Source organism: Tabrizicola sp. M-4 (genome assembly GCF_051132405.1).
GTDB lineage: Bacteria > Pseudomonadota > Alphaproteobacteria > Rhodobacterales > Rhodobacteraceae > Paragemmobacter.
In genome coordinates this window covers 2,197,929-2,221,722 of record NZ_CP128606.1, presented here as the reverse complement: position 1 = coordinate 2,221,722, position 23,794 = coordinate 2,197,929, and the positions used below count along the sequence as shown (strand labels likewise).

Annotated in this window: 26 protein-coding genes; 8 read left to right on the top strand and 18 right to left on the bottom strand. The window is 67.1% G+C overall.

Annotated elements, in window-relative coordinates:
* Positions 1-287 precede the first annotated feature (287 nt).
* Positions 288-890 (top strand): glutathione transferase GstA, encoded by a 603-nt coding sequence (gene gstA / locus TabM4_RS10920; protein WP_434612213.1) that lies wholly within the window; start codon positions 288-290, stop codon positions 888-890.
* Positions 891-940: 50 nt separating this feature from the next.
* Here the strand turns inward: gstA and TabM4_RS10915 are convergent, their stop codons facing one another.
* The 5 genes from TabM4_RS10915 to TabM4_RS10895 form a co-directional block, all read right to left on the bottom strand.
* Entirely contained in the window at positions 941-1,852 is a 912-nt protein-coding gene (locus tag TabM4_RS10915) for a calcium/sodium antiporter (RefSeq protein WP_434612211.1), read from the bottom strand.
* 170 nt (positions 1,853-2,022) lie between these two features.
* Entirely contained in the window at positions 2,023-2,862 is an 840-nt protein-coding gene (locus TabM4_RS10910) for an arginyltransferase (RefSeq protein WP_434612209.1), read from the bottom strand.
* 128 nt (positions 2,863-2,990) lie between these two features.
* Complete coding sequence (locus TabM4_RS10905; protein WP_434622034.1) at positions 2,991-3,437, bottom strand: RDD family protein; 447 nt, start codon at positions 3,435-3,437, stop codon at positions 2,991-2,993.
* A gap of 71 nt (positions 3,438-3,508) precedes the next feature.
* Positions 3,509-3,964: a DUF2852 domain-containing protein gene (locus TabM4_RS10900; protein WP_434612208.1), complete on the bottom strand. Its 456-nt coding sequence runs from the start codon at positions 3,962-3,964 to the stop codon at positions 3,509-3,511.
* Between the two features lie 292 nt (positions 3,965-4,256).
* Entirely contained in the window at positions 4,257-4,727 is a 471-nt protein-coding gene (locus TabM4_RS10895; RefSeq protein WP_434612206.1) for a YbaK/EbsC family protein, read from the bottom strand.
* A gap of 103 nt (positions 4,728-4,830) precedes the next feature.
* Between TabM4_RS10895 and TabM4_RS10890 the strand changes: the two genes are divergently transcribed.
* Both TabM4_RS10890 and TabM4_RS10885 read left to right on the top strand, forming a co-directional pair.
* Complete coding sequence (locus TabM4_RS10890; RefSeq protein WP_434612204.1) at positions 4,831-7,617, top strand: glutamine-synthetase adenylyltransferase; 2,787 nt, start codon at positions 4,831-4,833, stop codon at positions 7,615-7,617.
* Between the two features lies 1 nt (position 7,618).
* Positions 7,619-7,906 (top strand): hypothetical protein, encoded by a 288-nt coding sequence (locus TabM4_RS10885; RefSeq protein WP_434612202.1) that lies wholly within the window; start codon positions 7,619-7,621, stop codon positions 7,904-7,906.
* A 114-nt stretch (positions 7,907-8,020) separates the two neighbouring features.
* Here TabM4_RS10885 and TabM4_RS10880 read toward each other — a convergent pair whose 3' ends face one another.
* From TabM4_RS10880 to edd, 3 genes are all read right to left on the bottom strand, one after another.
* Entirely contained in the window at positions 8,021-8,482 is a 462-nt protein-coding gene (locus TabM4_RS10880) for a VOC family protein (RefSeq protein ID WP_434612200.1), read from the bottom strand.
* 61 nt (positions 8,483-8,543) lie between these two features.
* Positions 8,544-9,182, bottom strand: coding sequence for a bifunctional 4-hydroxy-2-oxoglutarate aldolase/2-dehydro-3-deoxy-phosphogluconate aldolase (locus TabM4_RS10875; RefSeq protein WP_434612198.1), 639 nt, complete (start codon positions 9,180-9,182; stop codon positions 8,544-8,546).
* Positions 9,183-9,284: 102 nt separating this feature from the next.
* Positions 9,285-11,090 carry a phosphogluconate dehydratase gene (edd, locus tag TabM4_RS10870; RefSeq protein ID WP_434612196.1) on the bottom strand — a complete coding sequence of 602 codons (1,806 nt, stop codon included), beginning with the start codon at positions 11,088-11,090 and terminating at the stop codon, positions 9,285-9,287.
* 265 nt (positions 11,091-11,355) lie between these two features.
* Here edd and TabM4_RS10865 point away from each other — a divergent pair, with 265 nt between their 5' ends.
* Genes TabM4_RS10865 through TabM4_RS10855 form a run of 3 tightly spaced genes read left to right on the top strand, consistent with a single transcriptional unit; the run spans position 11,356 to position 13,870 of the window.
* Positions 11,356-12,042, top strand: a complete 687-nt coding sequence (locus TabM4_RS10865) for a DUF6778 family protein (RefSeq protein ID WP_434612194.1) — start codon at positions 11,356-11,358, stop codon at positions 12,040-12,042.
* Positions 12,043-12,080: 38 nt separating this feature from the next.
* On the top strand, positions 12,081-13,313 hold the full coding sequence (locus tag TabM4_RS10860; protein ID WP_434612192.1) for an RSP_2647 family RNA methyltransferase: 1,233 nt from the start codon (positions 12,081-12,083) through the stop codon (positions 13,311-13,313).
* The gene (locus TabM4_RS10855; RefSeq protein ID WP_434612190.1) at positions 13,313-13,870 is read left to right on the top strand and encodes an RSP_2648 family PIN domain-containing protein; all 558 of its coding nucleotides are present in this window, start codon (positions 13,313-13,315) and stop codon (positions 13,868-13,870) included. The genes TabM4_RS10860 and TabM4_RS10855 overlap by 1 nt, the downstream gene beginning before the upstream one ends.
* Here the strand turns inward: TabM4_RS10855 and TabM4_RS10850 are convergent.
* The 7 genes from TabM4_RS10850 to TabM4_RS10820 all read right to left on the bottom strand — a co-directional run bounded on the left by TabM4_RS10850 (position 13,849) and on the right by TabM4_RS10820 (position 19,621).
* On the bottom strand, positions 13,849-14,550 hold the full coding sequence (locus TabM4_RS10850) for a M48 family metallopeptidase (RefSeq protein WP_434612188.1): 702 nt from the start codon (positions 14,548-14,550) through the stop codon (positions 13,849-13,851). The two genes, TabM4_RS10855 and TabM4_RS10850, sit on opposite strands and share 22 nt — an antisense overlap.
* 42 nt (positions 14,551-14,592) lie before the next feature.
* Positions 14,593-15,186: a DedA family protein gene (locus tag TabM4_RS10845; RefSeq protein WP_434612187.1), complete on the bottom strand. Its 594-nt coding sequence runs from the start codon at positions 15,184-15,186 to the stop codon at positions 14,593-14,595.
* A complete protein-coding gene (locus tag TabM4_RS10840; RefSeq protein WP_434612185.1) occupies positions 15,183-15,515 on the bottom strand; it encodes a hypothetical protein in 333 nt (110 codons plus the stop codon). Before TabM4_RS10840 ends, TabM4_RS10845 begins: the two co-directional genes overlap by 4 nt.
* Positions 15,512-16,693: a vWA domain-containing protein gene (locus tag TabM4_RS10835; protein ID WP_434612183.1), complete on the bottom strand. Its 1,182-nt coding sequence runs from the start codon at positions 16,691-16,693 to the stop codon at positions 15,512-15,514. Before TabM4_RS10835 ends, TabM4_RS10840 begins: the two co-directional genes overlap by 4 nt.
* 10 nt (positions 16,694-16,703) lie before the next feature.
* Positions 16,704-16,868 carry a hypothetical protein gene (locus TabM4_RS10830; protein ID WP_434612181.1) on the bottom strand — a complete coding sequence of 55 codons (165 nt, stop codon included), beginning with the start codon at positions 16,866-16,868 and terminating at the stop codon, positions 16,704-16,706.
* 42 nt (positions 16,869-16,910) lie between these two features.
* Positions 16,911-18,293, bottom strand: a complete 1,383-nt coding sequence (locus TabM4_RS10825) for a DUF2927 domain-containing protein (RefSeq protein ID WP_434612179.1) — start codon at positions 18,291-18,293, stop codon at positions 16,911-16,913.
* A gap of 485 nt (positions 18,294-18,778) precedes the next feature.
* Positions 18,779-19,621: an AAA family ATPase gene (locus TabM4_RS10820; protein ID WP_434612177.1), complete on the bottom strand. Its 843-nt coding sequence runs from the start codon at positions 19,619-19,621 to the stop codon at positions 18,779-18,781.
* A 169-nt stretch (positions 19,622-19,790) separates the two neighbouring features.
* Here TabM4_RS10820 and dksA point away from each other — a divergent pair, with 169 nt between their 5' ends.
* Positions 19,791-20,213: an RNA polymerase-binding protein DksA gene (gene dksA / locus TabM4_RS10815; RefSeq protein WP_434622032.1), complete on the top strand. Its 423-nt coding sequence runs from the start codon at positions 19,791-19,793 to the stop codon at positions 20,211-20,213.
* A 101-nt stretch (positions 20,214-20,314) separates the two neighbouring features.
* Complete coding sequence (locus TabM4_RS10810; protein ID WP_434612175.1) at positions 20,315-21,496, top strand: FAD-dependent monooxygenase; 1,182 nt, start codon at positions 20,315-20,317, stop codon at positions 21,494-21,496.
* A 149-nt stretch (positions 21,497-21,645) separates the two neighbouring features.
* Here the strand turns inward: TabM4_RS10810 and TabM4_RS10805 are convergent, their stop codons facing one another.
* From TabM4_RS10805 to TabM4_RS10795, 3 genes are all read right to left on the bottom strand, one after another.
* Positions 21,646-21,963: a hypothetical protein gene (locus TabM4_RS10805; protein WP_434612173.1), complete on the bottom strand. Its 318-nt coding sequence runs from the start codon at positions 21,961-21,963 to the stop codon at positions 21,646-21,648.
* A 241-nt stretch (positions 21,964-22,204) separates the two neighbouring features.
* A complete protein-coding gene (xth, locus tag TabM4_RS10800; RefSeq protein WP_434612171.1) occupies positions 22,205-22,987 on the bottom strand; it encodes an exodeoxyribonuclease III in 783 nt (260 codons plus the stop codon).
* A 66-nt stretch (positions 22,988-23,053) separates the two neighbouring features.
* The gene (locus TabM4_RS10795; RefSeq protein WP_434612169.1) at positions 23,054-23,770 is read right to left on the bottom strand and encodes a hypothetical protein; all 717 of its coding nucleotides are present in this window, start codon (positions 23,768-23,770) and stop codon (positions 23,054-23,056) included.
* Positions 23,771-23,794: the final 24 nt, after the last annotated feature.

The following is a 23,794-nucleotide window of genomic DNA, read 5'->3' as shown; positions in this document are numbered from 1 at the left end:
TACAAGTACGAGAATGCGGGCCATGTCCGTTCCTCTTTCCGTCGGGGCGGACACTAGGGCGGGCGCAGGGGGGCGTCAACCGCAAAAGATGGCCTAAAGTGTCGCGGATGGTCAAAAATTTGAAACTTCGTTGCGCGCGATGGAGTGCGGGGGAAACATTCGGAAACATCTGCCGCTTTGCACAGGGAGGCGTGCGGGATTGAGTCGCTTTGGCGGTTGGTCGGCGGCGGGTGGCGGGGTAAAGGCGGGGCGGGGGCGGAGTGTTCCCTGTGACGGAGGGTTTGAGGATGAAGCTTTACTATGCGCCGGGGGCCTGTTCGCTGGCCTCGCATATCGTGCTGGAAGAGGCGGGGGCGGATTATACGGTGGAACGCGCCGACATCCGTGCCAAGAAGACCGAGACCGGGGCGGATTTCGCCGCGATCAGCCCGCGCGGGGCGGTGCCGGTTCTGGTTCTGGCGGATGGCGAGGTGCTGACCGAGGGCGTGGCCATCATGCAATATGTGATGGACAGCCTGCGCCCCGGCGTGCTGCCGGCGGCGGGCACGCTGGCGCGGGCGCGGTTGCAGGAGGCGCTTAACTTCGTGTCGACCGAGGTCCACAAGACCTATTCGCCCTTCTTCCGGGGGCTGGAGGGCGCGGCGAAGGAGGCGCAGGTTGCGCTGCTGAACAGCCGTCTGGCGCTGGTCGAGACGCGGCTGGGGGATGGGCGCAGCTATCTGCTGGGCGAGGACTTCACTCCGGCGGATGCCTATCTCTTTACCGTGACCAACTGGTCAAAGGGGATCGGGCATGACTTGTCGGGTTTCCCGAGGCTGGAGGCGCTGCGCGCGCGCACCGCGGCGCGGCCTGCGGTGCAGGCGGCGATGAAGGCGGAAGGGTTGATCTGAGGGGCGCAGGGGGGTGCGGGGGGGGCGGTTGCCCCCCCAGCGCGACCCCGTCAGCCCATCAGGAAGACATAGCCGCCATAGGCGGCGAGCAGCATCAGTCCGGCGATACGGGGCAGGCCACCGAGCACGAAGGCAAGGATGGTGAGGCCCACTGCGGTACCTGCGACCCAAGGCATGTCAATCGTGGCAAAGCGCGGATCGGCGGGGATCGGCGTGATCAGCGCCGTAATGCCCAGAATGCTGAAGATGTTGAATATGTTGGAGCCGACGACGTTGCCGACGGCGATTTCCGTCTGCTTGCGGATCGCGGCGATGACGGAAGTGGCGAGTTCCGGCAGCGACGTGCCGATGGCGACGACGGTCAGGCCGATCACGGCCTCGGACACGTTGAAGGCGCGGGCGATCTCGGTCGCGCTGTCCACCAGAAGCCGCGCGCCGATGACGAGCACCACCAGCCCACCGAATGTCATGGCCCATGCCTTCCACTGTGGGATGTCGCCGAGGGTGACCTCCTCTTCTTCGACCTTGCCGGTCAGGAAGGCGGTGGCAAGGAATACGACGAGGCCAGTGAAAAGGATGCCACCTTCGATGCGCGTCACAGTGCCGTCGAGAAGCATCACCCATATGGCCCCGGTTGCGACCAGCATGAAGGCAAGATCGCGCCAGAGCTGGCGGGCGGGGATCAGAAGTGCCGCGATGGTTGCCGAGGTGCCCAGAATTAGCAGGATATTGGCGATGTTCGAGCCTAGAACGTTGCCGATGGCGATGGCCGGTTGGCCCGCGAGCGCGGCCTGAACCGATACAAGCAATTCGGGGGCGGAAGTGCCGAAACCCACGATCGTGAGGCCGATCACCATCGGCGAGAGGCGGAAATGGCGCGCCACGGCGCTGGCCCCGCGCACCAGATATTCGCCCCCGAAGAACAAGGCCACGAGGCCAACGACGAAAAGAAGATAGGTCATGCTTTTTCCCTGCTGTCGGCCCGTCGATGACGGGCCCCTTGCGCGCCTCCCCTAGGTCGGGTGCGGTTTCGCGATGACAAGGGGGGGAATTGCGAAAACCGGCGCGGCGGGGGTGTTTTCGGCCTGCGGGCGTTGCCGGGAGGCCACGGCTGGCCCAAGCGGCAGGATGATCAGGCGTCGCGCGGGACGCGGGTATCGGGCAGGGAGATGCGGGCAACCTGTTCGGCAATCGGATCGACCGAGAGCGGGTGCAATTCGGCGCGGTGATCGGCCGGGTTGCCGATATCCTGCCAGCGGCCGCCCTTGTAGATTTCCAGCGCGGGGAAGGTGGCCTTGTAGCCCATCTTGCGCGAACCGGGGACCCAGTAGCCGAGATAGACGTAAGGCAGGCCCGCCTCGCGCGCGATGTCGATGTGGTCGAGGATGACATAGGTGCCGAGCGAGAGATCGGCGAGGTCGGGGTCGTAGAAGCTGTAGACCATCGACAGGCCGTCGTCGAACACATCGGTCAGGCAGACGGCGGCAAGGGGGCGACCCTTTTCGCCCGGTCCTGCGGGGCGGCTGTATTCGATGACGCGGGATTTGATCGGCGTTTCCTCGATCATCGCGGCGAATTCGAAGATGTCCATGTCGGCCATCCCGCCATCGGCGTGGCGATGGTCGAGATAGCGGCGGAAGAGGGAGAATTGATCCTCGGTCGCCCATGGGCTGGTGGCATTGCGGCGCAACTCGGCCGCGCGCTTGAGGATGCGGCGGTGGGTGCGGCGGGGTTTGAAATCGGCAACCCGGATGCGGGCCGAGAGGCAGGCCGAACATTCCGCGCAGGAGGGACGGTAGAGGACGTTCTGGCTGCGGCGGAAGCCCTGTTTCGACAGGGTGTCGTTCAGTTTCTGCGCATGTTCCCCCTGCAGCGCGGTGAACAGCTTCCGTTCCATGCGCCCGTCGAGATAGGGGCAAGGTTGCGGGGCCGTCACGTAGAACTGGGGCGCTATGGGAAGGGTGTGGCGCATCGGGCTTTCAAGGTGGGAACGGGCACAACCCTAGCAAGGGTGATGCCCGTCGCCAAGTCGGGAAAGCGGCGGGAAAGCGGCGCTTTGCGCGGATTCTGCGCAAAAGCGCGGGGCGGCCCTGTGCGGCGTCAGGCGCGGCTGTTGATGGCGACCGAGCCGAGGACCATGTCGGTGAGGCCCTGCCCGCGGCGGGAGACGAGCATCAGGCCGACGGAAATCACCTGCGGCAGGACGAAGGCCATCGAGAGCGAATAGCCCAGCGTGTGCAGGAAGGCGGTGGCGGCATCGAAGCGTTGGCCATAGCGGTCGAGGAATTCGATCGACATCAGCCGCATGCCGAGCGTGGCCGAACGGCCCGAGATCGTGACCCAGCGGTAGAGGAAGCCCACCGTCAGCCAGACCAAGGGCAGGATGAACAGGGCTGTGAGCGCGGTCAGCAGGGCGACCAGCGTGACGATGAGGGTGACGAGGATCGTGTCGATGATCCACGCCAGCGCCCGTTTGGCCGGGACACCGCTGTAGAAGGCAGCATGGCGGTCGGGGTCGGGTTGGGCATCGGTCATGAGGTCGGTCATCATCGCGGGGGCCATGGGGTATGCGTGAGGGGGAGGTGGCCCTTGCGGGCCACCGGGTCAAGGGGGTGCGGTCAGGCCTGTGCCGGAGGGGTGTCGGAAGAGCCTGCCTCGCGCGCGGTGCGGGCGCGGTCGTCCATGAAGGCGTCGAATTCCTGCTTGTCCTTCGCCTCGCGCAGGCGGTTCAGGAAGCCTTCGAAGGCGGCCTGTTCCTCTTCGAGACGACGCAGGGTTTCGGCCTTGTAGGCGTCGAAGGCGGTGTTGCCCGAGGAGGCGTAGACGCGGTGGGCGCCCCACTGGACGTTGCGGGACTTGCGGCAGGACTGTCCAAACATGGTTTTGCTCCAGCGGTTGGTGATGGTCATGTAGGCGACGAGGGCGAGGCCCACGGGCCAGAAGAAGATGAAGCCCAGCACCATGGCGGTGATCCAGGCCTTGCGCCCATGCCCGTCGAGCCAGGCTTCGGCGCGCCGGGGCCAGGAGAGGAGGCCGCCTGCGGGTCGCGCGGCGGCGGCGGGGAAGGTGTTCATCGGCGGTATCTCCCGTGTTTCGGTTGCTATGTGAAGATGTTTCACATTTGGGAAGATGAGGGGTGTGGGGGGCTGGATCAAGGGGGTATGTTAAAATAATTCACATGCAGTTCGCGCGGGGGTCTGGCGGTGATCCGATGGAGCGCGGGGAAGGGCCCGCGCAGGCCTTTCAGCTGCCCCCGCGCCTTGCGGCGCAGGGGCAGCGGGTTTGGGGGCGTTCCGCCCCCTCTTGGCCTTGTGGCCAATTCACCCCCTGAGGGTATTTGGGCCGAGACGAAGGGGCGGGGCTGGGTCAGAGGGTGAAGGTGGTCTTGGTGGCGCCGGTGATGCGCAGGAGGTCTTCGGGGGCGATGGGGAAGATGTGGCGCGGGGTGCCTGCAGCGGCCCAGACGACGGGGAAGTCGAGGAGGCGCGGGTCGAGGAAGGTGGGGGAAGGGGTGAGGTGGCCCACGGGGGCGACGCCGCCTATGGCGAAGCCCGTCACGGTGCGGACGGTGGCGATATCGGCGCGGCCGAGCGGTTCGGCGGCAAGGGCGGTGGCGCGGTCGGGGGCAACCTGATTGCCGCCTGCGGTGAGGAAGAGGAAGAGACGGCCGGAGGTTTCGCCCGCAAAGAGGATGGATTTCACGATCTGGTCGAGATGGACGCCCGCCGCATCGGCGGCCTGTTGGGCGGTGCGGGTTTCGCCTTGGGTTTCGACGGGGGTTATGTCGAGCCCTGCGGACCGGAGGGCGGCGGTGACGCGGGCGAGGCTTTTCGACATGCTGGTTTTCCTGCGGTTTCCGCCTTGGTCTAGCGCGCCCCGGTGACGGGGTGCAACGGGGATGCGTTGACCCTGCGGGGCGGGCGGTGCAAGGCTGCGATGCATGACACATGCTCCCTTTTCCGCCCGCCTGACCCGTTCGCCCATCGCCTTTGACAAGGAGGCGGCGGCGGATGTCGTGCGCGCCTTCGGAGATCTTGCGCCGGAGGTGGCGGGTCTGCTGGCGGAGACGGCGGGATGTTCCCCCTATCTGAAGGGGTTGATGGGGCGCGAGGGGGAATGGCTGCGCGGGGCCTTGGCTGGGGCGCCGGAGGTGGCGATGGCGGCGGTGTTGGCAGCGCCCGTTGGCGTCGAGGGGGCGGAGGCGCTGGGCGAGGCGCTGAGGACGGCGAAGCGGCGGGCGGCGCTGTTGACGGCTTTGTGCGATCTGGGGGGCGTTTGGCGGCTGGAGGAGGTGACGGGGGCGTTGACGCGGTTGGCGGACCTGTCGGTCGATCTGGGGATCCGCTGGTTCGTGGGAGAGGAGATCCGGCGGGGCAAGCTGCCGGGGGCCGTTGCCGGGGATGAGGCGACGGGGGCGGGAATGGTGGCGCTGGCCATGGGGAAGACGGGGGCGGGGGAGTTGAACTACTCCTCCGACATCGACCTTGTCTGCCTGTTCGACGAGACGCGCTATGGCGATCAGGCGGGGGAGGCGCGGGCAGCCTTCATCCGGGTGACGCGGAAGATGGCGGCGCTGCTGTCGGACCTGACGGCGGGGGGCTATGTGTTCCGCACCGACCTGCGGTTGCGGCCTGACGCGGCGGTGACGCCGGTTTGCCTGAGCATGGCGGCGGCGGAGAGTTACTATGAGAGCGTGGGCCGGACATGGGAGCGGGCGGCCTATATCAAGGCGCGGCCCTGTGGCGGCGATCTGGCGGCGGGGGAGCGGTTCCTGCGCACGCTGGTGCCCTTTGTCTGGCGCAAGCATCTGGACTTCGCGGCGATACAGGACGCCCATGACATGCGGCTGCGCATCCGCGAGCATCGGCAGTTGAACCGGCCCCTGACGGTGGAGGGGCACAACATGAAGCTGGGGCAGGGCGGGATTCGGGAGATCGAGTTCTTCACCCAGACGCGGCAGTTGATCGCGGGGGGGCGGGACGCGGACCTGCGGGACCGGACCACGGTGGGCGGGTTGGCGGCGCTGGCGGCGAAGGGGTGGATACCGGGGGATGTGGCGGAGGAGTTGACGTCGCTCTACCGCGCGCATCGCGAGGTGGAGCATCGCTTGCAGATGGTGGGCGACGCGCAGACCCATGACATGCCGGTGACGGCGGAGGGAGTGGCCCGGATCGCCTGCTTCTGCGGAGAGGAGGAGGGGGCGTTCCGGGCCGGGCTGCTGGACCGTCTGGCGCGGACGGACAAGCTGACCGAGGGGTTCTTTGCCCCCGGCGCGGCGGAGGAGGGGCCGGAGCTTTCGGACCACGCGCGGGGGATCGTGGAGGGGTGGTCGCATTACCCCGCGTTGCGGAGCGAGCGGGCGCAGGCGATTTTCCGGCGGCTGCGGCCTGTTCTGCTGAAGCGGTTGATGCGGGCGGCGAATCCTGATGAGGCGCTGGTGGCGCTGGACGGGTTTTTGGCGGGCTTGCCTGCCGGGGTGCAGCTCTTCTCGCTTTTCGAGGCCAATCCGGCGCTGATCGATCTGATTATCGACATTGCGGGGACGTCGCCTTGGCTCGCGCGGTATCTGTCGCGGAATGCGGGGGTGCTGGACGGGGTGATCGGCGGGTCCTTCTTCGCGCCATGGCCGGGAGTCGGGCCGCTGGTCGAGGCGGTGGCGCGGGCAATGGAAGGCGAGGGGGATTACGAGAAAAAGCTGGGTGCGGCGCGGCGGGTGATGAAGGAATGGCGGTTCCGGGTGGGGGTGCACCATCTGCGCGGGCTGGTCGATGCCTTCGAGGCGGCGAAGCAATATGCCGATCTGGCCGAGGCGGTGATTGCCGCGCTGTGGCCGGTGGTCTGCGGGGAATTCGCGCGCAAGCATGGGCCGCTGCCGGGGAAGGGGGCAGTGGTGCTGGGCATGGGGTCGCTGGGGGCGGCGCGGTTGAATGCGGGGTCGGATCTGGACCTGATCGTGATCTACGATGCCGAGGGGGTGGAGGCGTCGGAGGGGGCGCGGCCTTTGGCGACGCGGGTCTATTATGCGCGACTGACGCAGGCCTTCGTCACGGCGCTGACGGCGCAGATGCCGGAAGGGCGGCTGTATGAGGTGGATATGCGGCTGCGGCCCAGCGGGCGGCAGGGGCCGGTGGCGACGTCCATCCAGAGCTTCACCAGCTATCAGGAGGGGGAAGCGTGGACCTGGGAGCATCTGGCCTTGACCCGTGCGCGGCCTTTGGCGGGGGCGGCGGAGGTGATGGCGGCGGTGGAGGCGTTCCGGCGGCGGCTCTTGCCCGAGAAGGGGCAGGGGCCGACGGTGCGCCGCGATGTGGCCGAGATGCGGGCGCGGTTGCAAGCGGCGAAACCGGCGCGGGGGCAGTGGGAGGCGAAGAACGGGCCGGGCCGGTTGATGGATATCGAATTGATGGCGCAACTGGCCGCGCTTTTGACCGGATCGCCTGCGCGCGGGGTGGAGCGGCAGATCGAGGCGGGGCGAAAGGGCGGTATCCTGTCGGATTCGGACGCGCAGGTCCTGCTGGATGCCTACAGGCTCTTGTGGCGGTTGCAGGCGGGGACGCGGCTGATCACCGATGGTGTGGTGGAGCCGGGAAGCCTTGGCGAGGGGGCCTGCGCCTTCCTCTTGCGCGAGACGGGCGAGACGGTGGCGGAGGCGCTGTCGCAGCGGCTGGAGGTGGTGACGGGACTTGCCGAGGCGGTGATTGCGGCCCATGTCGGGCAGGGGGCATGAGATGGGGAGACGGGCTTTGCTTCTGAAAGAGGCCGATCCGAAGGGGCTGGTGCGGGAAAGCTATCGCATCGAGGGGATCACCCTTGGCGAGTGCCGGTCGATCTTTGTCGATTGGGCGCTGAGCCTGCCGGTGGATGCGCCGATGAAGGATGCGATCCGGGTGCTGATGGCGGAATATGCGCTGGGCGCGCCGGATCATCCGATGTCGAAGGTGATGGAGGACGGGTTGATGACGCCGGATGCGCCCAAGCGGCGCGGGGGGCGGGCGGCGCGGGTGGGTGGCGTCTGAGGCGATTTCTGGCGCAGAAATCGCGGAAAATTCTGACGCAGAATTTTCTGGGGCGCGGCGTCGGGTGCCGAAATCTGAGTCAGATTTCGGGTCGATTTCTGTGTCAGAAATCGCTTAGCCGCGGGCGGCGGCTTCCAGCGCTGCGATGTCAAGCTTTACCATGCCCATCATCGCCTGCGTCACCCGCGTGGCTGTGGCGTCATCGGTCGTGAGCATAAGCCGGATCAGGCTGCGCGGGACGATCTGCCATGACACGCCGAAACGGTCGGTCAACCAGCCGCAGCGCTGGGCCTGACCGCCTTGCAGGAGGGCGTTCCACAGAAGGTCCACCTCGGCCTGTGTGTCCAGATGCACCTCGATCGAGGCGGCGGGGGTGAGGCGGTACTGCGGGCCGCCGTTGAGGAAGGTGTAGCGCTGGCCCATGAGGGACAGGTGCAGCAGGAAAGTCCCTTCGGCCCCGCGGCGGGGGAAGCTTTGCAGGATGCGCGATCCGGGCAGGAGGGCGACGTAGGTCTCGGCGGCTTCCTGCGCTTGGCCGTCGAACCAGAGGCAGGTCTGGAGGCTGGGTCCCGTCATCTGCGCGCTCCCCTTGCGGCTCATTCTGAGAATGAACCCGCAAGGGGAGTCGGGCAAGCGGTCAGCGCAGGGCGCTGGCCTCGGCTGCAAGCTTGGTGATGGTGGCCCAGTCGCCTGCGGCCATCGCCTCTTTCGGCGCGACCCATGAACCGCCGACGCAGAGGATGTTCTTCAGCGACAGATAATCGGGGGCGTTCTTCAGGCTGATGCCGCCGGTGGGGCAGAATTTCACCTGCGGGATGGGGGAGCCGATGGATTTCAGGAAGGCCGCGCCGCCGGATTGTTCGGCGGGGAAGAATTTCTGCACCGTGTAGCCGCGTTCGAGGAGGGTCATGATCTCGGTCGCCGTCACCGCGCCGGGGAGGAGGGGGAGGCCCTCATCCTCGCAGGCCTTGATCAGGCTGTCGGTCGCGCCGGGGGAGACGCCGAAGGTGGCGCCGGCCTTTTTCGCCGCCTTGACGTCGGCAGGGGTGAGGAGGGTGCCAGCGCCGACGGTGCCGCCTTCGACATCGGCCATGGCGCGGATGGCGTCGAGGGCTGCGGGGGTGCGGAGGGTGACCTCCAGCGCGGGGAGGCCGCCTGCGACGAGGGCGCGGGCCAGGGGGGCGGCATGGGCGAGGTCGTCGATGACGAGGACGGGGACGACGGGGGCGAGTTGGCAGACTTTCAGCGCGGCGGCGGATTGCTGGGCGGGGGTCATGGACTTTCCTTTCGGCGGTTCGCTTGTGGCGAGCGCCGGGGGTTTTGCACCCCCGGACCCCCGCAGGATATTTGGAGAACGGATGAAGGGGGAAGGGCTGCGTCAGACAACGACCGCACCCCCCGTTTCGGCGGGGCCGACATGGCGGCGGAAGGCGGCGAAGAGTTCGCGCCCGATGCCGAATTCGTTGGCGGAGAGGTCCGCCGTGACCGGGGTGCGGCTGTCGAAATCGGGGGCGAGGACGGTGAGGGTGCCTGCGGTGGCATCCAGCCGGATGATGTCGCCGTCGCGGAGCTTGGCGAGCGGGCCGCCCGATGCGGCCTCGGGCGAGACGTGGATGGCGGCGGGCACCTTGCCCGACGCGCCCGACATGCGGCCGTCGGTGACGAGGGCGACTTTCAACCCGCGGTCCTGCAGCACGGTCAGGGTGGGGGTGAGGGAGTGGAGTTCGGGCATGCCGTTCGACTGCGGGCCTTGGAAGCGGACGACGACCACGGTGTCGGAGGTGAATTCGCCACGCTTGAAGGCGGCCTTGACCGCCTCCTGGTCGTGGAAGATGCGGCACGGGGCTTCGATCACGTGGCGCTCGGGGGCGACGGCGGAGACCTTGATCACGCCGCGACCGAGGTTGCCGGTGAGCTGTTTCAGGCCGCCCGAGGGTTGGAACGGGTCGGTGGCGGGGCGGAGGATCTTGTCGTTGAGCGTTTCGTTCGCGCCGTCTTCCCAGTGAAGTTTGCCGTCCTTGAGCTTGGGTTCCTGCCGGTAGAGGGAGAGGCCGTCGCCAGCCACCGTCTTTGCGTCGGCATGGAGGAGGCCTGCGTCGAGGAGTTGGCCGATCATGTAGGAGAGGCCACCCGCGGCGTGGAAATGGTTCACGTCGGCAAGGCCGTTGGGGTAGACCTTGGCCATCAGCGGCACGACTTCGGAGATGTCGGCGAAATCCTGCAGGTCGAGGATCACGCCCGAGGCGCGGGCCATTGCGGGCAGGTGCAGGACGAGGTTGGTGGAGCCGCCGGTGGCCATGAGTCCGACAAGGCCGTTCACATAGGCGCGTTCGTCGAGGATTTCGCCCACGGGGCGGTAATCGTTGCCGAGCGCGGTGATCTGGGCGGCGCGTTCCACCGCCGCCGTCGTCAGCGCCTCGCGCAGGGGGGTGCCGGGGTTGACGAAGCTTGCGCCGGGGAGGTGGAGGCCCATGAACTCCATCAGCATCTGGTTGGTGTTCGCGGTGCCGTAGAAGGTGCAGGTGCCGGGGCCGTGATAGGAGGCCATTTCCGCCTCCATCAGCTTGTCGCGGCCGATCTCGCCTGCCGCATAGGCGTTGCGGACCTTGGCCTTTTCGTCATTGGGCAGGCCCGAGGTCATGGGGCCTGCGGGGACGAAGATCGTGGGCACATGGCCGAAGGTGGAGGCGGCGATGATGAGGCCCGGAACGATCTTGTCGCAGACGCCGAGATAGAGGGCGGAGTCGAAGGTGTTGTGCGACATGGCCACGCCCGCGGCCAGCGCGATCACGTCGCGGGAGAAGAGCGAGAGTTCCATGCCGGGCTGGCCCTGTGTGACGCCGTCGCACATGGCGGGAACCCCGCCCGCGACCTGAGCGGTCGCCCCGGCCTTGCGGGCGGCGGTGCGGATGATCTTGGGGTAATCCTCGAAGGGCTGATGCGCCGAGAGCATGTCGTTATAGGCGGTCACGATCCCGATGTTCGGGGCACGGCCTGCGGCGAGTGCGTCCTTGTCCGCGCCCATCGCGGCATAGGCATGGGCTTGGTTTCCGCAGGCGAGATGGCCACGTGCAGGGCCGTCCTTCGCCGCCTTGGCGAGGCGCTCCAGATAGGCGCCCCGGCTGTTTTCGGAGCGGGCGCGGATGCGGTCCGTGACGCGGGTGATGGCGGGATTGAGCGACATGGGCGACTCCTTCGGCGGCGGCTGGCGTGGTTCTAGCAGATTCCGTTAGCGCTAACAACCAGCCTTTGGTGGCGGGGGTCTGGCCTGTTCCTGGCTGGTCTTTGCCTTGGCGGGGCGGGATTGTTGCAAGTTCGATGCCAGTGAAGCGTCATTGTTTCGATAATGGCGCTAAAAACTTGAAATGTCTTTCCGTTAACCAAATTCGGCCACATTCGATTCCCATTACTCCGTGCATCTGGATGGGTGCATGCCCGGAGGAATGGGAATGAAGAGTATGAAAAGCATCGCGATGCTGGGCCTTGCTCTGGCGCTTTCGGCCTGTGTTTCCTCGGAGCCGGCGAGCCGGGGTGTTTCGACCGACGCACTGACGCTGGCATCGCGGGGGACGGGGTCGATCCCGACCGAGGGGCCGCGCGTGGTGGCGCCGCTTTACACCGTGGCGGATGTCCGCATCGACGTGCCGCGCGAATTGCGCGTGTCGGAGGCGAATGTCTATTACCCGATGGCCGATATCGTGTGGCGCGGTGACGCCATGGGGGATCGCCATGCCCAGATCAAGGCGATCTTCGAGGATGCCGCGCAGCAGGCGACCGCCGGGATGGCCGGGCCGACGCGGGCGGTGGTTTCCGTCAAGTTGCAGCGGTTCCATGGCGTGACGGAGAAGACCCGTTACACCATTGGTGGCACGCATGACATGGTCTTTGAACTGACCGTTCTGGATGCGGCGACAGGGGCCGTGCTGGACGGGCCGCGCGTGGTGCGCGCCGATGTGCGTGCAGCGGGCGGTCAGGCGGCGATTGCCGAGGAACAGGCCGGGCGGACGCAGAAGGTCGTGGTGACCGAGCGTCTGGTGCAGGCCTTCCGCACCGAGCTTTCGGGAACGGTCACTGACCCGTCGTTGGTGGCGCGGGCGGCGCAGACGCCGGGCACGGCGGTCGTGCTGACGCGCTGAGACTTTATTCATCGGACAGGACAGGGTAAGGGGAGGGCATGATGTCCTCCCCTTCCTCATTTCCCGATGAAGCGGCCGCTGCGCGCGGCCTTCCCGTGGTGCGGCTGAAGCCGAAGGCGGAGGCGCGGGCGATCCGGCATGGCTTCCCCTGGGTCTATGCCGATGAGCTGGTGATGGACCGGCGGACGGGGAACATCCCGCCCGGCGCGCTGGCCGTTCTGGAGGATGGCGAGCGGCGGGCGCTGGGTCTGGTGACTGTCAATGTGAAGTCGAAGATCGTGGCGCGGATGCTGGACCGCGATCCGGCGGCGGTGGTGGATGAGGCGTGGTTTGCGGCGCGCCTGACCCGCGCGCTGGAGTTGCGCGAGCGTCTGCATGATGCGCCCTTCTACCGTCTGGTGCATGCCGAGGCGGATGGGTTGCCGGGGGTTGTGATCGACCGGTTCGGTGATGTGGCGGTGGTGCAGCCGAATGCGGCATGGGCCGAGGTTTTGCTGGAGCCTTTGGTTGCGGCGCTGCGGGCGGTGACCGGGGTTTCGACGGTGGTCAAGAACGGGACCGGGCGGTCGCGCGGTCTTGAGGGGCTGGCGGAGGAGACGGTCGTCCTTTGCGGCGCGGTCGAGGGGCCGGTGCCGGTGCCGATGAATGGTGCGGTCTATATGGCGGATGTGACGGGGGGGCAGAAGACCGGCCTCTTCTATGATCAGCGGCCGAACCATGCCTTTGCCGCGCGTCTGGCGAAGGGGGCGCGGGTGCTGGATGTGTTCAGCCATGTGGGCGGCTTTGCCTTGGCTGCGCTGGCGGGCGGGGCTTCGTCGGCGGTTGCGGTGGATGCATCGGCCCCTGCACTGGCGCTGGCGGAGGCGGGGGCCAAGGCTTCGGGCGTGGCGGATCGCTTCGTCACGCGGCAGGGGGATGCCTTTGCCGTGCTGGAGGCCTTGGCGGCGGATGGGGAGCGGTTCGATCTGGTGATCTGCGACCCGCCCGCCTTTGCGCCGGCGAAGCCTGCGCTGGAGGCGGGGCTGCGGGCCTATGAACGGATCGCGCGGCTGGCCGCGCCTCTGGTCGCGCCGGGGGGGTATCTGGTGTTGTGTTCCTGTTCCCATGCGGCGGACCTGTCGGCCTTTCGCAATGCATCCGCGCGGGGCATCGGGCGGGGCGGGCGGCGAGGGCAGCTTTTGCATACTGGATTCGCCGGGGCGGACCATCCGATGCTGCCGCAACTGGCGGAAAGCGGATACCTCAAGTCGCTGTTCTTCCGACTGGATTGATGCGGGCGGTTCTGGATGCCTGCGTGCTGTACCCGCCCGTGTTGCGGGATCTGCTGTTGGGCATGGCGGAGGCGGGGCTTTACGAGCCGAAATGGTCGGAGCGCATCCTTGAGGAATGGGCGCGGGCGACGGTGAAGCTGGGGCCTGCGGCCGAAGCCCAGGCACGTGGCGTGGCCGTGCTGATGCGCGAGGTGTTTCCGCGCGCGATGGTAGCGGCGGCGCCGGGGGTGGAGGCGCGGCTGGTGCTGCCCGATCCGAACGATACGCATGTGTTGGCCGTGGCGGTGGCGTGCGGGGCGGATGCCATCGTCACCTTCAACGCCGCCGATTTCCCGCGCCATGTTCTGGCGGGGGAAGGGGTGCAGCGGCGGGACCCGGACGGGTTCCTGTGGGAATTGTGGTCGGGTGATCCCGATAAGGCGGGCGCGGTGATCGCGCGTGTCCATGCGCGGGCCGAGGAGATGGCGGGGGGGCCTGTCTCGTTGAAGGCGCTGCTGAAGCGGGCCAGTCTGCCAAGGCTGGCGAAGGCGGTCACTCAGGACGGCAGGGCGGGCTGAAGCCAGCGGCGTTCGTTCGCCTCGATCTGGGCGATGCGGTCGGCGCTCGAGGGATGCGAGAGGAGCCATGCGGGCATCTGGCCGCGGTTGGCCTTGGTCATCGCATCCAGTTTGCGGAAAAGCGATTTCTGCGGTTCCGTGCCGATCCCGGATTTCAGGAGGAGGGCGGTGGCATAGGCGTCGGCCTCGTATTCGTCGCGCTGCGAGAGGCGGGCGGCGAGGGCTGCAGAAATGAGGTTCGCGATCCAGAAGCCGATGAAGGGCAGGAAGCGGTTCAGCACGGCGGAGAGCACCACGAAAACGGCGTTCTGACCGGTGAAGTCGATCATCCGGCGGCGGGTGTGACCCAGCGCCACATGGCCCATCTCATGCGCGATGACGGCGGCGAGTTCCTCGGGCGTGACCTCGCCCCGGACCTTGCGGTTGAGGAAGCCGCGCGTGAGGAAGATGCGCCCGTCGGGAGAGGCGAGGCCGTTGACCGGCTCCACCTCGAAGACATGGACGGGGATGGCGGGGATGTCGAGCGCCGTGGCCATGCGGTCGGCAAGGCGGGTGACGGAAGGATCGGTCAGCGGGCGCGACTGCTGATCCAGCATCTTGTGCGTCCGCCAGACGGAGAAGCGGTACATCATCAGCGCGTAGCCGATGGCGATGAGGGTGGGGATGATCAGCGCGGCCATGGGCAAGGATATGGGCAGGCCGCGCCGGATGGGAAGGGGGGGTCAATCACGCTCTTGCGCGTTGCGCCAGAGGATGCTGCCGAGGATCAGGGTGACCACGCCCGAGGCGATGGCCGCGGCAAGGTTTCCCAGCACGGCGCCGAGTTCGCGGATGTCGGAGGAGAAGGTATAGCCCAACCCGATGTAGATGGAGACCCAGATGCAGGTGCCAGCCATGGCGGGCAGGGTGAAGCCCGCCCAGTTGATGCGGGCGGCCCCGGCAGAGAAATTGACATAGGGGCAGAGGGCCGAGACGGCCCAGCGGGAGAGGAAGATGGCGGGCAGGCGGCGGCTTTCGAGCCATGTCACCGCGCGTTCAACCAGCGCGGCGGTGTGGCGGCGGCGCGAGAGGCGGTCGATGAGGCGCGGGCCGAGGTTGCGGCCCAGCCAGTAGCCCGACTGGTCGCCAAGGCAGGCCCCGGCCAGCGCCCCGATCCAGAGCGGGAGCGCGCTGAGGTCACCTGCGGCGGCGAAGGCCCCGGCCGCCAGCATCACGAGCGAGGCGGGGATGGGCAGGGCGAGGCAGGCGAGGAAGTTCGTGAGCGCGATCAGCAGCGCGCCCCATTCCGGGACGAGGGCAAGGAGCGTTTCGGTCATTCCACGCCCTCTTGCGCATCGACGAGGGCCTGCACGGCGGTAATGAGGTCCGTGACGGGAACGCCGTGTTCCTGTGCCAGCGAATAGAGCGGCTGGCGCGCATCGTCGCGGTCCTGTGTGGCAAGGACGCGGGCGAGATCGTCGCGGTCCAGACCGTAGCTGCGGGCGATGAAGCGGGGGGTCATCCAGCCCGCGACCGGCTTTTCCGCGCGGTTCGAGAGGATCAGGGCCATGTCCACCGTCCGCCATGCGAAGAAGAGGCAGGCCGTGAGCGCGCCGAGGAAGGCGAGCGACAGGATCGGGTTGCGCTGCCAGATGCGGCGGATCATCGGATGTCCTTCAGGCCGCGGGCGATGCCGTCCAGCGTCATGGGCACCATGCGGCCCGCGAAGATGTCGCGGATCAGGCGGATCGACTGGGTATGCTGCCAATGCGCCTCGGGCACCGGGTTGATCCAGAGATGGCGGGGCCAGCGGGTGCAGGCGCGTTCCAGCCATGTAGCGCCCGACTCGCGGTTCCAATGTTCGTTGGCCCCGCCAGGATGGGTGATCTCGTAGGGCGACATGGAGGCGTCGCCCACGAAGATGCAGTGCCAGTCGGGGCCGTAGGTGTTCATGAGGTCCATCGTCGGGGTCTGGTCGTCCCAGCGGCGGCGGTTGTCGCGCCAGACGCCTTCGTAGAGGCAGTTATGGAAGTAGAAGGGGGCGAAATGCTTGAACTCGGAACGGGCGGCTGAGAAGAGTTCCTCCATGACGCGGATGTAGGGGTCCATCGATCCGCCGACGTCAAGGAAAAGGATCACTTTCACGGCATTTCGGCGTTCGGGGCGGGTCTGCACGTCGAGCCAGCCGTGATCGGCGGTGGCGCGGATCGTGGCGTCGAGGTCGAGTTCCTGTTCCGCCCCGTCGCGCGCCCAGCGGCGCAGGCGGCGCAGCGCCACCTTGATGTTGCGGGTGCCGAGTTCGACGCGGTCGTCGAGATTGCGGAAATCGCGGCGGTCCCAGACCTTGACCGCGCGTTGGTGGCGGCTGCCCTCCTGCCCGATGCGCAGGCCTTCGGGATTGTAGCCATAGGCGCCGAAGGGGGAGGTTCCGGCGGTGCCTATCCATTTCGAGCCGCCCTGATGGCGGGCCTTCTGTTCCTCCAGCCGTTTGCGAAGGGTTTCCATCAGCTTGTCGAACCCGCCCAAGGCCTCGATCTGGGCACGTTCCTCGGGCGTCAGGTGCTTTTCGGCCAGTTTTTCCAGCCAGTCGCGGGGCAGGTCGATGGCGTCCAGAACCTGATCCGCCGTGATGCTTTCCAGCCCGTTGAAGGCGGCGGCGAAGGCACGGTCGAAGCGGTCGAGGTGGCGTTCATCCTTGACCATCGCGACGCGGGCGAGGTGGTAGAAGCCGTCGACATCATAGGTGACGAGGCCCGCCGCCATGCCTTCGAGGAAGGCGAGGTATTCGCGCAGGGAAACGGGGATGCCTTCCTTCCGGAGCGTCTGGAAGAAGGGCAGGAACATCGGTCCGGCCTCAGACCATGCGGTCTACGACGAGGGTCAGGATCAGGCCGATGATGGCGAAAGCGATGCCGAACCCTGCGCCGTATTGCAGGGCGTCCAGTCGTTTTCCACCGGATTTCAAAGCCTTGCGCGCACCGAAGGCGGCACCCAGAACAAAGCCTGCAATGATGATCATGTCCAGCCCCTTGTCTTGCAACCGGGGCCGGAGGAGGCCCCGTCAGCCGCTGCGGCCCGTCGTGGCCAGACCTGAAATGTCCGACAGCCGGGCGCGCACCTGCGCGTCAGAGCCGAAGCCATAGCGTGCCCAGCCGAGACTGTCGAGACGGGCGGCCCGTGCCTCGTGCATCCGGCCAAGGGCGGCGTTGGCTTCGGCGTTGATCATCAGGAGCGTGGCGAGAAGGGCCGCGTTTTCCGCCCGGCGCACCACCGGGATCGCGCGTTCGGTCAGGGCCAGCGCCTCGGCGAAGCGGCCATCGGACAGGGCGAAGGCGGCGATCTGCATGTCGACATGGGCGGAACGTACGTCACCGCCGGGTAGGCGTTGCCAGATGGCCTGCGCGGTGCGGAAGGCCTCGGTCGCAGCGGCGCGGTCCTGCGAGACCTGCGCGCGGCCGATGGCGAACCACGAGAAGGCGAGGCGGTTGTCCTGCCAGCCCTGCGTCTGCGCGATGGAGAGCATGCGTTGCGCGGCGCGCAGGCGGGCGGCATCGGAGCCGCGCGGGGTGAAGGCCTGTTCCACCGCATCGACCCAGGCGCGCGGGGCCATGGCGAGGGGGCGGCCCGCGCCGCGGCCTTCGCCGGCGGGGTTGAGGCGCGCGAGGATGGCGGGCAGGCGCGCGGCGACTTCGGCGCGGGTCATGCCGTTCTGGAGGGCCGGATCGTAATGGACACGCAGGACCAGCATGTCGAAGCCCGACAGGACGGTCAGGAAGTTGTCGTCGTTGAAGACGCTGTCAGGCAGGCGGTAGAGGTCATTCAGCGGGCCGATGGCCTGCGCCAATTCCTCGTGCAGGCAGTCGCGCACCTCTTGCGGGGTGCTGTCGGAGGGGACGATGATCCCGACCTTCTCGCGCCGGGTGAGGGTGGTCCAGTCGGTGACGCCGGAGCCGCGGGCGGCGCGGTATTCGGCGAAGGAGGAGACACGCGGGACGACGAAGCAGGCCGCCTGCGGCACGGCGCGGCGCATGGCGGCGCGCGGCTGGAAGTCGATGGTGATGGCGGCCTGTGCGGCGTTTCCGGCGGGTGCGATGTCGATGCCCGCCTCGGCGCGCATACGCGACAGGACGCGGGTCAGATCGGGCGGGGCGGTGGTTGGCACATCGCCTGTGAGGGCCACGGTGATGGGGCCTTCGAAACGGGTGAAGACGGGCAGGGCGCGCCCGCTTTCCATCAGGAATTCCAGATCGAGGATATCCTGCGCGATCTCGGCATTGCTGCGGGCGGCGGGTGCGGGCAGGGCCTGCGCGAAGGATTGCAGCGGGGCAAGCCTTTCACCCGAGGGGGAGGCGTCGGAACGCGTCATCGTGACCTGTTCCGGGGTCGCGGAGACGCAGCCGGAAAGGAATAGGGCGAGGGCCGTGACGGCAAAGGGAAAACGCATGAGTGGCAGCTCTGCTTTCGAGTGAAACCAAGGGCCTTGCGGCCCCACCGACAACAACGGTCGGTGATCCGAAGATCACCGTCCGCCCACATCGGGCACGGCGAAGCCCCCGCTTCGCCTGTGACCCGAAACCGTTCCTCGCATGCCAAAAGCCCGCGTCCGGCACGAAGCCCGTCGGGCCCGCGCAGCGCGGAACGGACGGAGGGCTTTGGCTCAGGGACACGGACACTTGGTTAACCACATACAGGTGAGGAACGGATGCCCCCCTTAAGCATGGGGCGAGTGTCGGTATCAGGGCGGGTTGGTGTCAATTCGTGGAAAAGTCCGAGACCAAGGTCGGACTAGCCATCGCGTCCCGCAGGGCGCAGGACACTGCATTTGCGCGGTTGCATCACGCAATGTTGCGTTATGTTTCAAAAAACTTGCCGTGCGTTACCGGATTGCGGCGAAACTGCGGCGGAGTTGCGGCGAAAAGATGCGATTCGTCAGCGCGTGTTCCGGGCCATGAAGGCAAGTCTTTCGAAAAGGTGAACGTCCTGTTCGTTCTTGAGCAGCGCGCCATGCAGGCGGGGCAGGGCGGGGCCGCCTTCGCGGCGCAGGTCTTCGGGCGACAGATCCTCGGCCAAGAGGAGGCGGAGCCAGTCCAGCACCTCGGAGGTTGAGGGTTTCTTTTTGAGCCCCGGCATATCGCGCAATTCATAAAATTGCGTCAACGCGGCGGTCAGGAGCGCGGGCTTCAGCCCCGGAAAATGCACCTCGACGATGCTGCGCATCGTGTCGATGTCGGGGAAACGGATGTAGTGGAAGAAGCAGCGGCGCAGGAAGGCGTCGGGAAGCTCTTTTTCGTTGTTGGAGGTGATGATGACCACGGGGCGGTGCATGGCGCGGATGGTTTCGCCGGTTTCGTAGACGTGGAATTCCATCCGGTCGAGTTCCTGCAGGAGGTCGTTGGGGAATTCGATATCGGCCTTGTCGATCTCGTCGATCAGGAGGACGACCTTCGCAGGTGCAGAAAAGGCCTGCCAGAGCTTGCCCTTGCGGATGTAGTTGCGCACGTCGTGGACGCGTTCGTCGCCGAGCTGGCTGTCGCGCAGCCGGCTGACGGCATCGTATTCGTAGAGGCCCTGCTGCGCCTTTGTGGTGCTTTTAACATGCCATTCGATCAGCGGCATCCCGAGCGCCTGCGCGACCTGCCGGGCGAGTTCGGTCTTGCCCGTGCCGGGTTCGCCCTTCACCAGCAGCGGACGTTCCAGCGTGACGGCGGCATTGACCGCGACGGTGAGGTCTTCGGTGGCGATGTAACCGGAGGTTGATGAGAACTTCGTCATGTTTCGCAAGGGTATCCTGTGGGCCGCGACGGACCGTAGCGGGCCGCGCTTTCGGTCGCAACTGCTAGTGACAATCCCCCGATGATGGTCTAGATGCACCGCCAACAGGAGAGCGCCCATGCAAGCAGACCCCCTGTCGGCGCGATCCGACCAGACGGAGAGACGTGTGATGAAGCCCGAGGTGTTCCTTCCCGACGATTACCGTCCTGCCGAGGACGAGCCTTTCATGAATGACCGCCAACTGGAGTATTTTCGGCGGAAGTTGCTGAACTGGAAGGCCGAGCTACTGGAGCAATCGGCGGAGACGATCGACAACCTGCAGGACAGCGCGCGCAACGTGCCCGACCTTGCGGACCGGGCGAGCGAGGAGACGGATCGGGCGCTGGAACTCAGGACGCGGGACCGGCAGCGCAAGCTGGTGGCGAAGATCGACGCGGCGCTGCGGCGGATCGAGAATGGCGAATACGGCTATTGCGAGATGACCGGGGAGCCCATCAGCCTGAAGCGGCTGGATGCGCGGCCGATCGCCACGATGACGCTGGAGGCGCAGGAAAAGCACGAGCGTCGGGAAAAGGTTCACCGCGACGACTGATCGCGGGGGTGGCCCTTGTTTCGGGGGCCTGCAAGAGGGACAGTGACGCCGGGCCGATGGTCCGGCGTTTTTCATTTCCGCAAGGAATTCGGAGGGTTGGGATGAGCCTGATCGGGCGGCGGGTCACCGTGCTTGGCGCGGGGGTGGCGGGGCTGGCGGTGGCGCGGGCGCTGGCGATGCGCGGGGCGGCGGTGACGGTGCTGGAGCAGGCGGATGCCATCCGCGAGGTGGGGGCGGGGTTGCAGGTTTCGCCCAACGGGGCGGCGGTGCTGCGGACGCTGGGGTTGGGGGAGGCGCTGGAGGCGGCCTCGATGCGGGCCTCGGGGGTGGTGTTGCGGGACGGGTTGGACGGCGCGCAGGTGCTGCGGATGGATCTGGCGCGGCTGCGGCCGGGGCAGGGGTGGCATTTCGTGCATCGGGCGGATCTGATCGCGCTTTTGGAGCGGGGCGCGCGCGAGGCGGGGGTGGAACTGCGCCTGTTGCAGAAGGTGGAAGCCGTTGATCTGGCAGGGGAAAGGCCCGTGGCCGTGACCGCGCAGGGGGGGCGCGTGGAGGCCGATCTGATGATCGGGGCGGATGGGTTGCATTCGCCCGCCCGGATCGCGTTGAACGGGAAGGTGGCGCCGTTCTTCACGCATCAGGTGGCGTGGCGGGCGGTGGTGCCGGGGGACACTTCGGACCCTGCGGAGGCCGAGGTGCATATGGGACCCGGCAAGCATCTGGTGAGCTATCCTCTGCGGGGGGGGCAGTGGCGCAACATCGTGGCGGTGGAGGAGCGGCGGCGCTGGGTCGAAGAGGGCTGGTCGCTGCGGGATGATCCGATGGAGTTGCGGCTGGCCTTCGCGGGGTTTTCGCCGCGGGTGCGGGGCTGGCTGGAACGGGTGGAGGATGTCTGGCTGTGGGGGCTGTTCCGACATCCGGTGGCCAAGGTCTGGCATCGCTGCATGCCATTGGGATCATTGGCGATTCTGGGAGATGCGGCGCATCCGACGCTGCCTTTCCTCGCGCAGGGGGCGAATATGGCGCTGGAGGATGCATGGAGCTTGGCTGCGGCCTTGGCGGGGCATGACGGGGATGCGGCGGCCTTGGCTGCGTGGGAGGCGGGGCGCAAGCCGCGTTGCGCGCGGATCGTGGAGGCGGCGAATGCCAATGCACGGAATTACCACCTGTCGGGGGCCAAGCGGGCCATCGGGCATGGTGTCTTGCGCCTTGGCGGGATGGTGGCGCCGGGGGCCGCGCTGAAGCGGTTCGACTGGCTTTATGGGCATGATGTGACGGCGTGAGGCCTGTGCCGCAAGCCGTGCCGTAAAGCGTACCGCAAAGTGTATGCGCGCAGCGAACGGTGATGAAGGGATCGGGCTGGTTTCGTTAACGGGTTGGGAACCGGGGCGGGAGGTCCCGGGTCAGGCCCGGGACTGGGTCACCCGTCCGGTCATTCGTAGGTGAAGGTCGCGATTTCGCAGATGTTCACCCCGGCGCGTTCCAGCACGTCGCCATCTTCGAACTCGGCGCGGAAGTCGAACATGCAATAGCCGGTCGCATCATCGAAATTGATGACGACGGAAGAGCCGGAGGGAAGGACATCCTCGCCGAGGATGTCTTCCTCCCAGCTTTTGGAACCGGTGTTGGAGCCGAAGAAGCGGACGATCGTGTAGCCCGTGTTGTTGACGATGGTCACGCGGCGGTCGAGCGCGAGGGCGGGCAATGCGGTGGTGAGGGAGAGAGACAAGGCGAGGGCAAGGCGGATCACGTTGGGGCTCCGGTCGGAAGGGATATTCGGAGCGGAGGCTAGGGGACGGCCGGGGCGGGGCGGAAGGTCAATTTGACATAGGTTAATGTTTGATTTCTCGCATGTGTTTTGGGTGCATCATGGGGGCGTGATTGGGCTTGCAGCGAGGCCCGCGCCGGGGTGATCCGGGGCCTCTTTCATTACTGGCGGTGGGTTTTGGCGGAGGCTGCGGCCCCGGAGCAATTCCGCGGCGGGGTGTGCGTCAGGCGTCGAGGTCCACCCAGACAGGGACGTGGTCGGAGGGTTTCTCGCCGCCCCTTACCGCCTTGTCTATGCCTGCGTCGCGCAAGAGGTCGGCGCATTGGGGGGAGAGGAGGAGGTGGTCAATACGGATGCCGTTGTTCCGTTCCCATGCGCCGGCCTGATAGTCCCAGAAGGAATATTGGCCGGGGCGCGGGTCGCGGGCGCGGAAGGCGTCGGTGAGGCCAAGATTGACGATCCGGCGGAAGGCGGCGCGGGTTTCGGGGAGGAAGAGGGCGTCGGTGGCCCATGCCTCGGGCTTGGCGGCGTCGTGGGGTTCGGGGATGACGTTATAGTCGCCGCAGAAGGCGAGGGGGTCCTCGGTGGCAAGCAGCGCCTTCACGCGGGATTCCATGCGGGACATCCATGCGAGTTTGTAGTCGTATTTCGGCCCCGGCGCGGGGTTGCCGTTGGGCAGGTAGAGGCCGCAGATACGGACGGCGCGCTTGTCGCCGATCACCGTCGCCTCGATCCAGCGGGCCTGTTCGTCGCTGTCGTCGCCGGGGAGGCCGCGGGTCACGTCTTCCAACGGGAGTTTGGAGAGGATCGCCACGCCGTTGAAGGATTTCTGCCCGTGGGTTTCGACGCGGTAGCCCATGTCCTCGAAGATCTCGCGCGGGAAGCCTTCGTCGACGGACTTGATTTCCTGCAGGCAGACAACGTCGGGCTTCGCCTCGGCCAGCCACGCGGGCAGGGCTTCGATGCGGGCCTTGATGCCGTTGATGTTGAAGGTGGCGAGTTTCATGGGCGTCTCCCTTGCCCCTCCGTTCTAGGCCGGAGGGGTGGGGGGAAACAAGTCGGCCTGTTCCGGTCAGGCCGTCGCCGCAAGGCCCATGCGGGCGGCGGAGAGCCAGAGCATGTCGATCCGGCGGAGTTCGGCGGGGTCGAAGCGGTGGGCCTCTTCCCAGTAGCGCCCCGATGGGACGTGGTAGCCGAGCGCGTCTTCGCGTTTGAGGGCGGCATCGGCGAGGCGGATGTCGAAGGGCATGGGGCGGGCATGGGCGGCGCGCTCGCGGGCCATGCGCGGGAAGATCAGGCGCGAGGGGCCGAAGGAGAGGTTGACCATGGCGCAACCCTCCATCGCGGCAAGGATCATCAGGCGGGCGGATTTCGCCTCGAGGCTTTGCAGGGTGATGTCGGGGCGGAGGGGATCGGCGGTGCCTGCGCCGTAGAAATGGGTCTGGCCCTTGGGGTAATGCATGTCGCAGCCGAAGGCGGCGATCACGCTGGGTTTCAGGGCGTGGAGCGCCCAGTAAGCGGCGGTAAAGGCCATGGTGCCGCCCGCATAGACAAAGCCGCCGAAAGCGTTCTGGGCGGGGACGAAGTCATCCTGCGTGATGGTCTGCTGGCCTGCGCGGGGTGTCGGGCGGCGGTCTGCGGGGAAGTCCCAAGGGTAGATGTGATGCGTCCAGTCGGGGCGCACCGCATGGGCGTTGTTGATGGCAAGGATGGCGTCAAAGGGCGCGCGGGGCCAGTTGGCGGCCTCGGTCACGCTGGGGCCGGAGCCGAGCATCAGGACGCAGGTCATTCTACCATCTTCCCTTTCCCTTGG

Coding starts and splice junctions, on each gene's coding strand:
- TabM4_RS10890 (WP_434612204.1), top strand. CDS start 4,831: ATGACACATGCTCCCTTTTCCGCCCGCCTGACCCGTTCGCCCATCGCC.
- TabM4_RS10850 (WP_434612188.1), bottom strand. CDS start 14,550: ATGGCCGCGCTGATCATCCCCACCCTCATCGCCATCGGCTACGCGCTG.
- TabM4_RS10855 (WP_434612190.1), top strand. CDS start 13,313: ATGCGGGCGGTTCTGGATGCCTGCGTGCTGTACCCGCCCGTGTTGCGG.
- TabM4_RS10845 (WP_434612187.1), bottom strand. CDS start 15,186: ATGACCGAAACGCTCCTTGCCCTCGTCCCGGAATGGGGCGCGCTGCTG.
- TabM4_RS10900 (WP_434612208.1), bottom strand. CDS start 3,964: ATGAACACCTTCCCCGCCGCCGCCGCGCGACCCGCAGGCGGCCTCCTC.
- TabM4_RS10875 (WP_434612198.1), bottom strand. CDS start 9,182: ATGACCCCCGCCCAGCAATCCGCCGCCGCGCTGAAAGTCTGCCAACTC.
- TabM4_RS10895 (WP_434612206.1), bottom strand. CDS start 4,727: ATGTCGAAAAGCCTCGCCCGCGTCACCGCCGCCCTCCGGTCCGCAGGG.
- TabM4_RS10820 (WP_434612177.1), bottom strand. CDS start 19,621: ATGACGAAGTTCTCATCAACCTCCGGTTACATCGCCACCGAAGACCTC.
- TabM4_RS10865 (WP_434612194.1), top strand. CDS start 11,356: ATGAAGAGTATGAAAAGCATCGCGATGCTGGGCCTTGCTCTGGCGCTT.
- TabM4_RS10915 (WP_434612211.1), bottom strand. CDS start 1,852: ATGACCTATCTTCTTTTCGTCGTTGGCCTCGTGGCCTTGTTCTTCGGG.
- xth (WP_434612171.1), bottom strand. CDS start 22,987: ATGAAACTCGCCACCTTCAACATCAACGGCATCAAGGCCCGCATCGAA.
- TabM4_RS10910 (WP_434612209.1), bottom strand. CDS start 2,862: ATGCGCCACACCCTTCCCATAGCGCCCCAGTTCTACGTGACGGCCCCG.
- TabM4_RS10885 (WP_434612202.1), top strand. CDS start 7,619: ATGGGGAGACGGGCTTTGCTTCTGAAAGAGGCCGATCCGAAGGGGCTG.
- TabM4_RS10830 (WP_434612181.1), bottom strand. CDS start 16,868: ATGATCATCATTGCAGGCTTTGTTCTGGGTGCCGCCTTCGGTGCGCGC.
- gstA (WP_434612213.1), top strand. CDS start 288: ATGAAGCTTTACTATGCGCCGGGGGCCTGTTCGCTGGCCTCGCATATC.
- TabM4_RS10825 (WP_434612179.1), bottom strand. CDS start 18,293: ATGCGTTTTCCCTTTGCCGTCACGGCCCTCGCCCTATTCCTTTCCGGC.
- TabM4_RS10905 (WP_434622034.1), bottom strand. CDS start 3,437: ATGACCGACCTCATGACCGATGCCCAACCCGACCCCGACCGCCATGCT.
- TabM4_RS10835 (WP_434612183.1), bottom strand. CDS start 16,693: ATGTTCCTGCCCTTCTTCCAGACGCTCCGGAAGGAAGGCATCCCCGTT.
- edd (WP_434612196.1), bottom strand. CDS start 11,090: ATGTCGCTCAATCCCGCCATCACCCGCGTCACGGACCGCATCCGCGCC.
- TabM4_RS10880 (WP_434612200.1), bottom strand. CDS start 8,482: ATGACGGGACCCAGCCTCCAGACCTGCCTCTGGTTCGACGGCCAAGCG.
- TabM4_RS10840 (WP_434612185.1), bottom strand. CDS start 15,515: ATGATCCGCCGCATCTGGCAGCGCAACCCGATCCTGTCGCTCGCCTTC.
- TabM4_RS10860 (WP_434612192.1), top strand. CDS start 12,081: ATGATGTCCTCCCCTTCCTCATTTCCCGATGAAGCGGCCGCTGCGCGC.
- dksA (WP_434622032.1), top strand. CDS start 19,791: ATGAAGCCCGAGGTGTTCCTTCCCGACGATTACCGTCCTGCCGAGGAC.
- TabM4_RS10795 (WP_434612169.1), bottom strand. CDS start 23,770: ATGACCTGCGTCCTGATGCTCGGCTCCGGCCCCAGCGTGACCGAGGCC.
- TabM4_RS10810 (WP_434612175.1), top strand. CDS start 20,315: ATGAGCCTGATCGGGCGGCGGGTCACCGTGCTTGGCGCGGGGGTGGCG.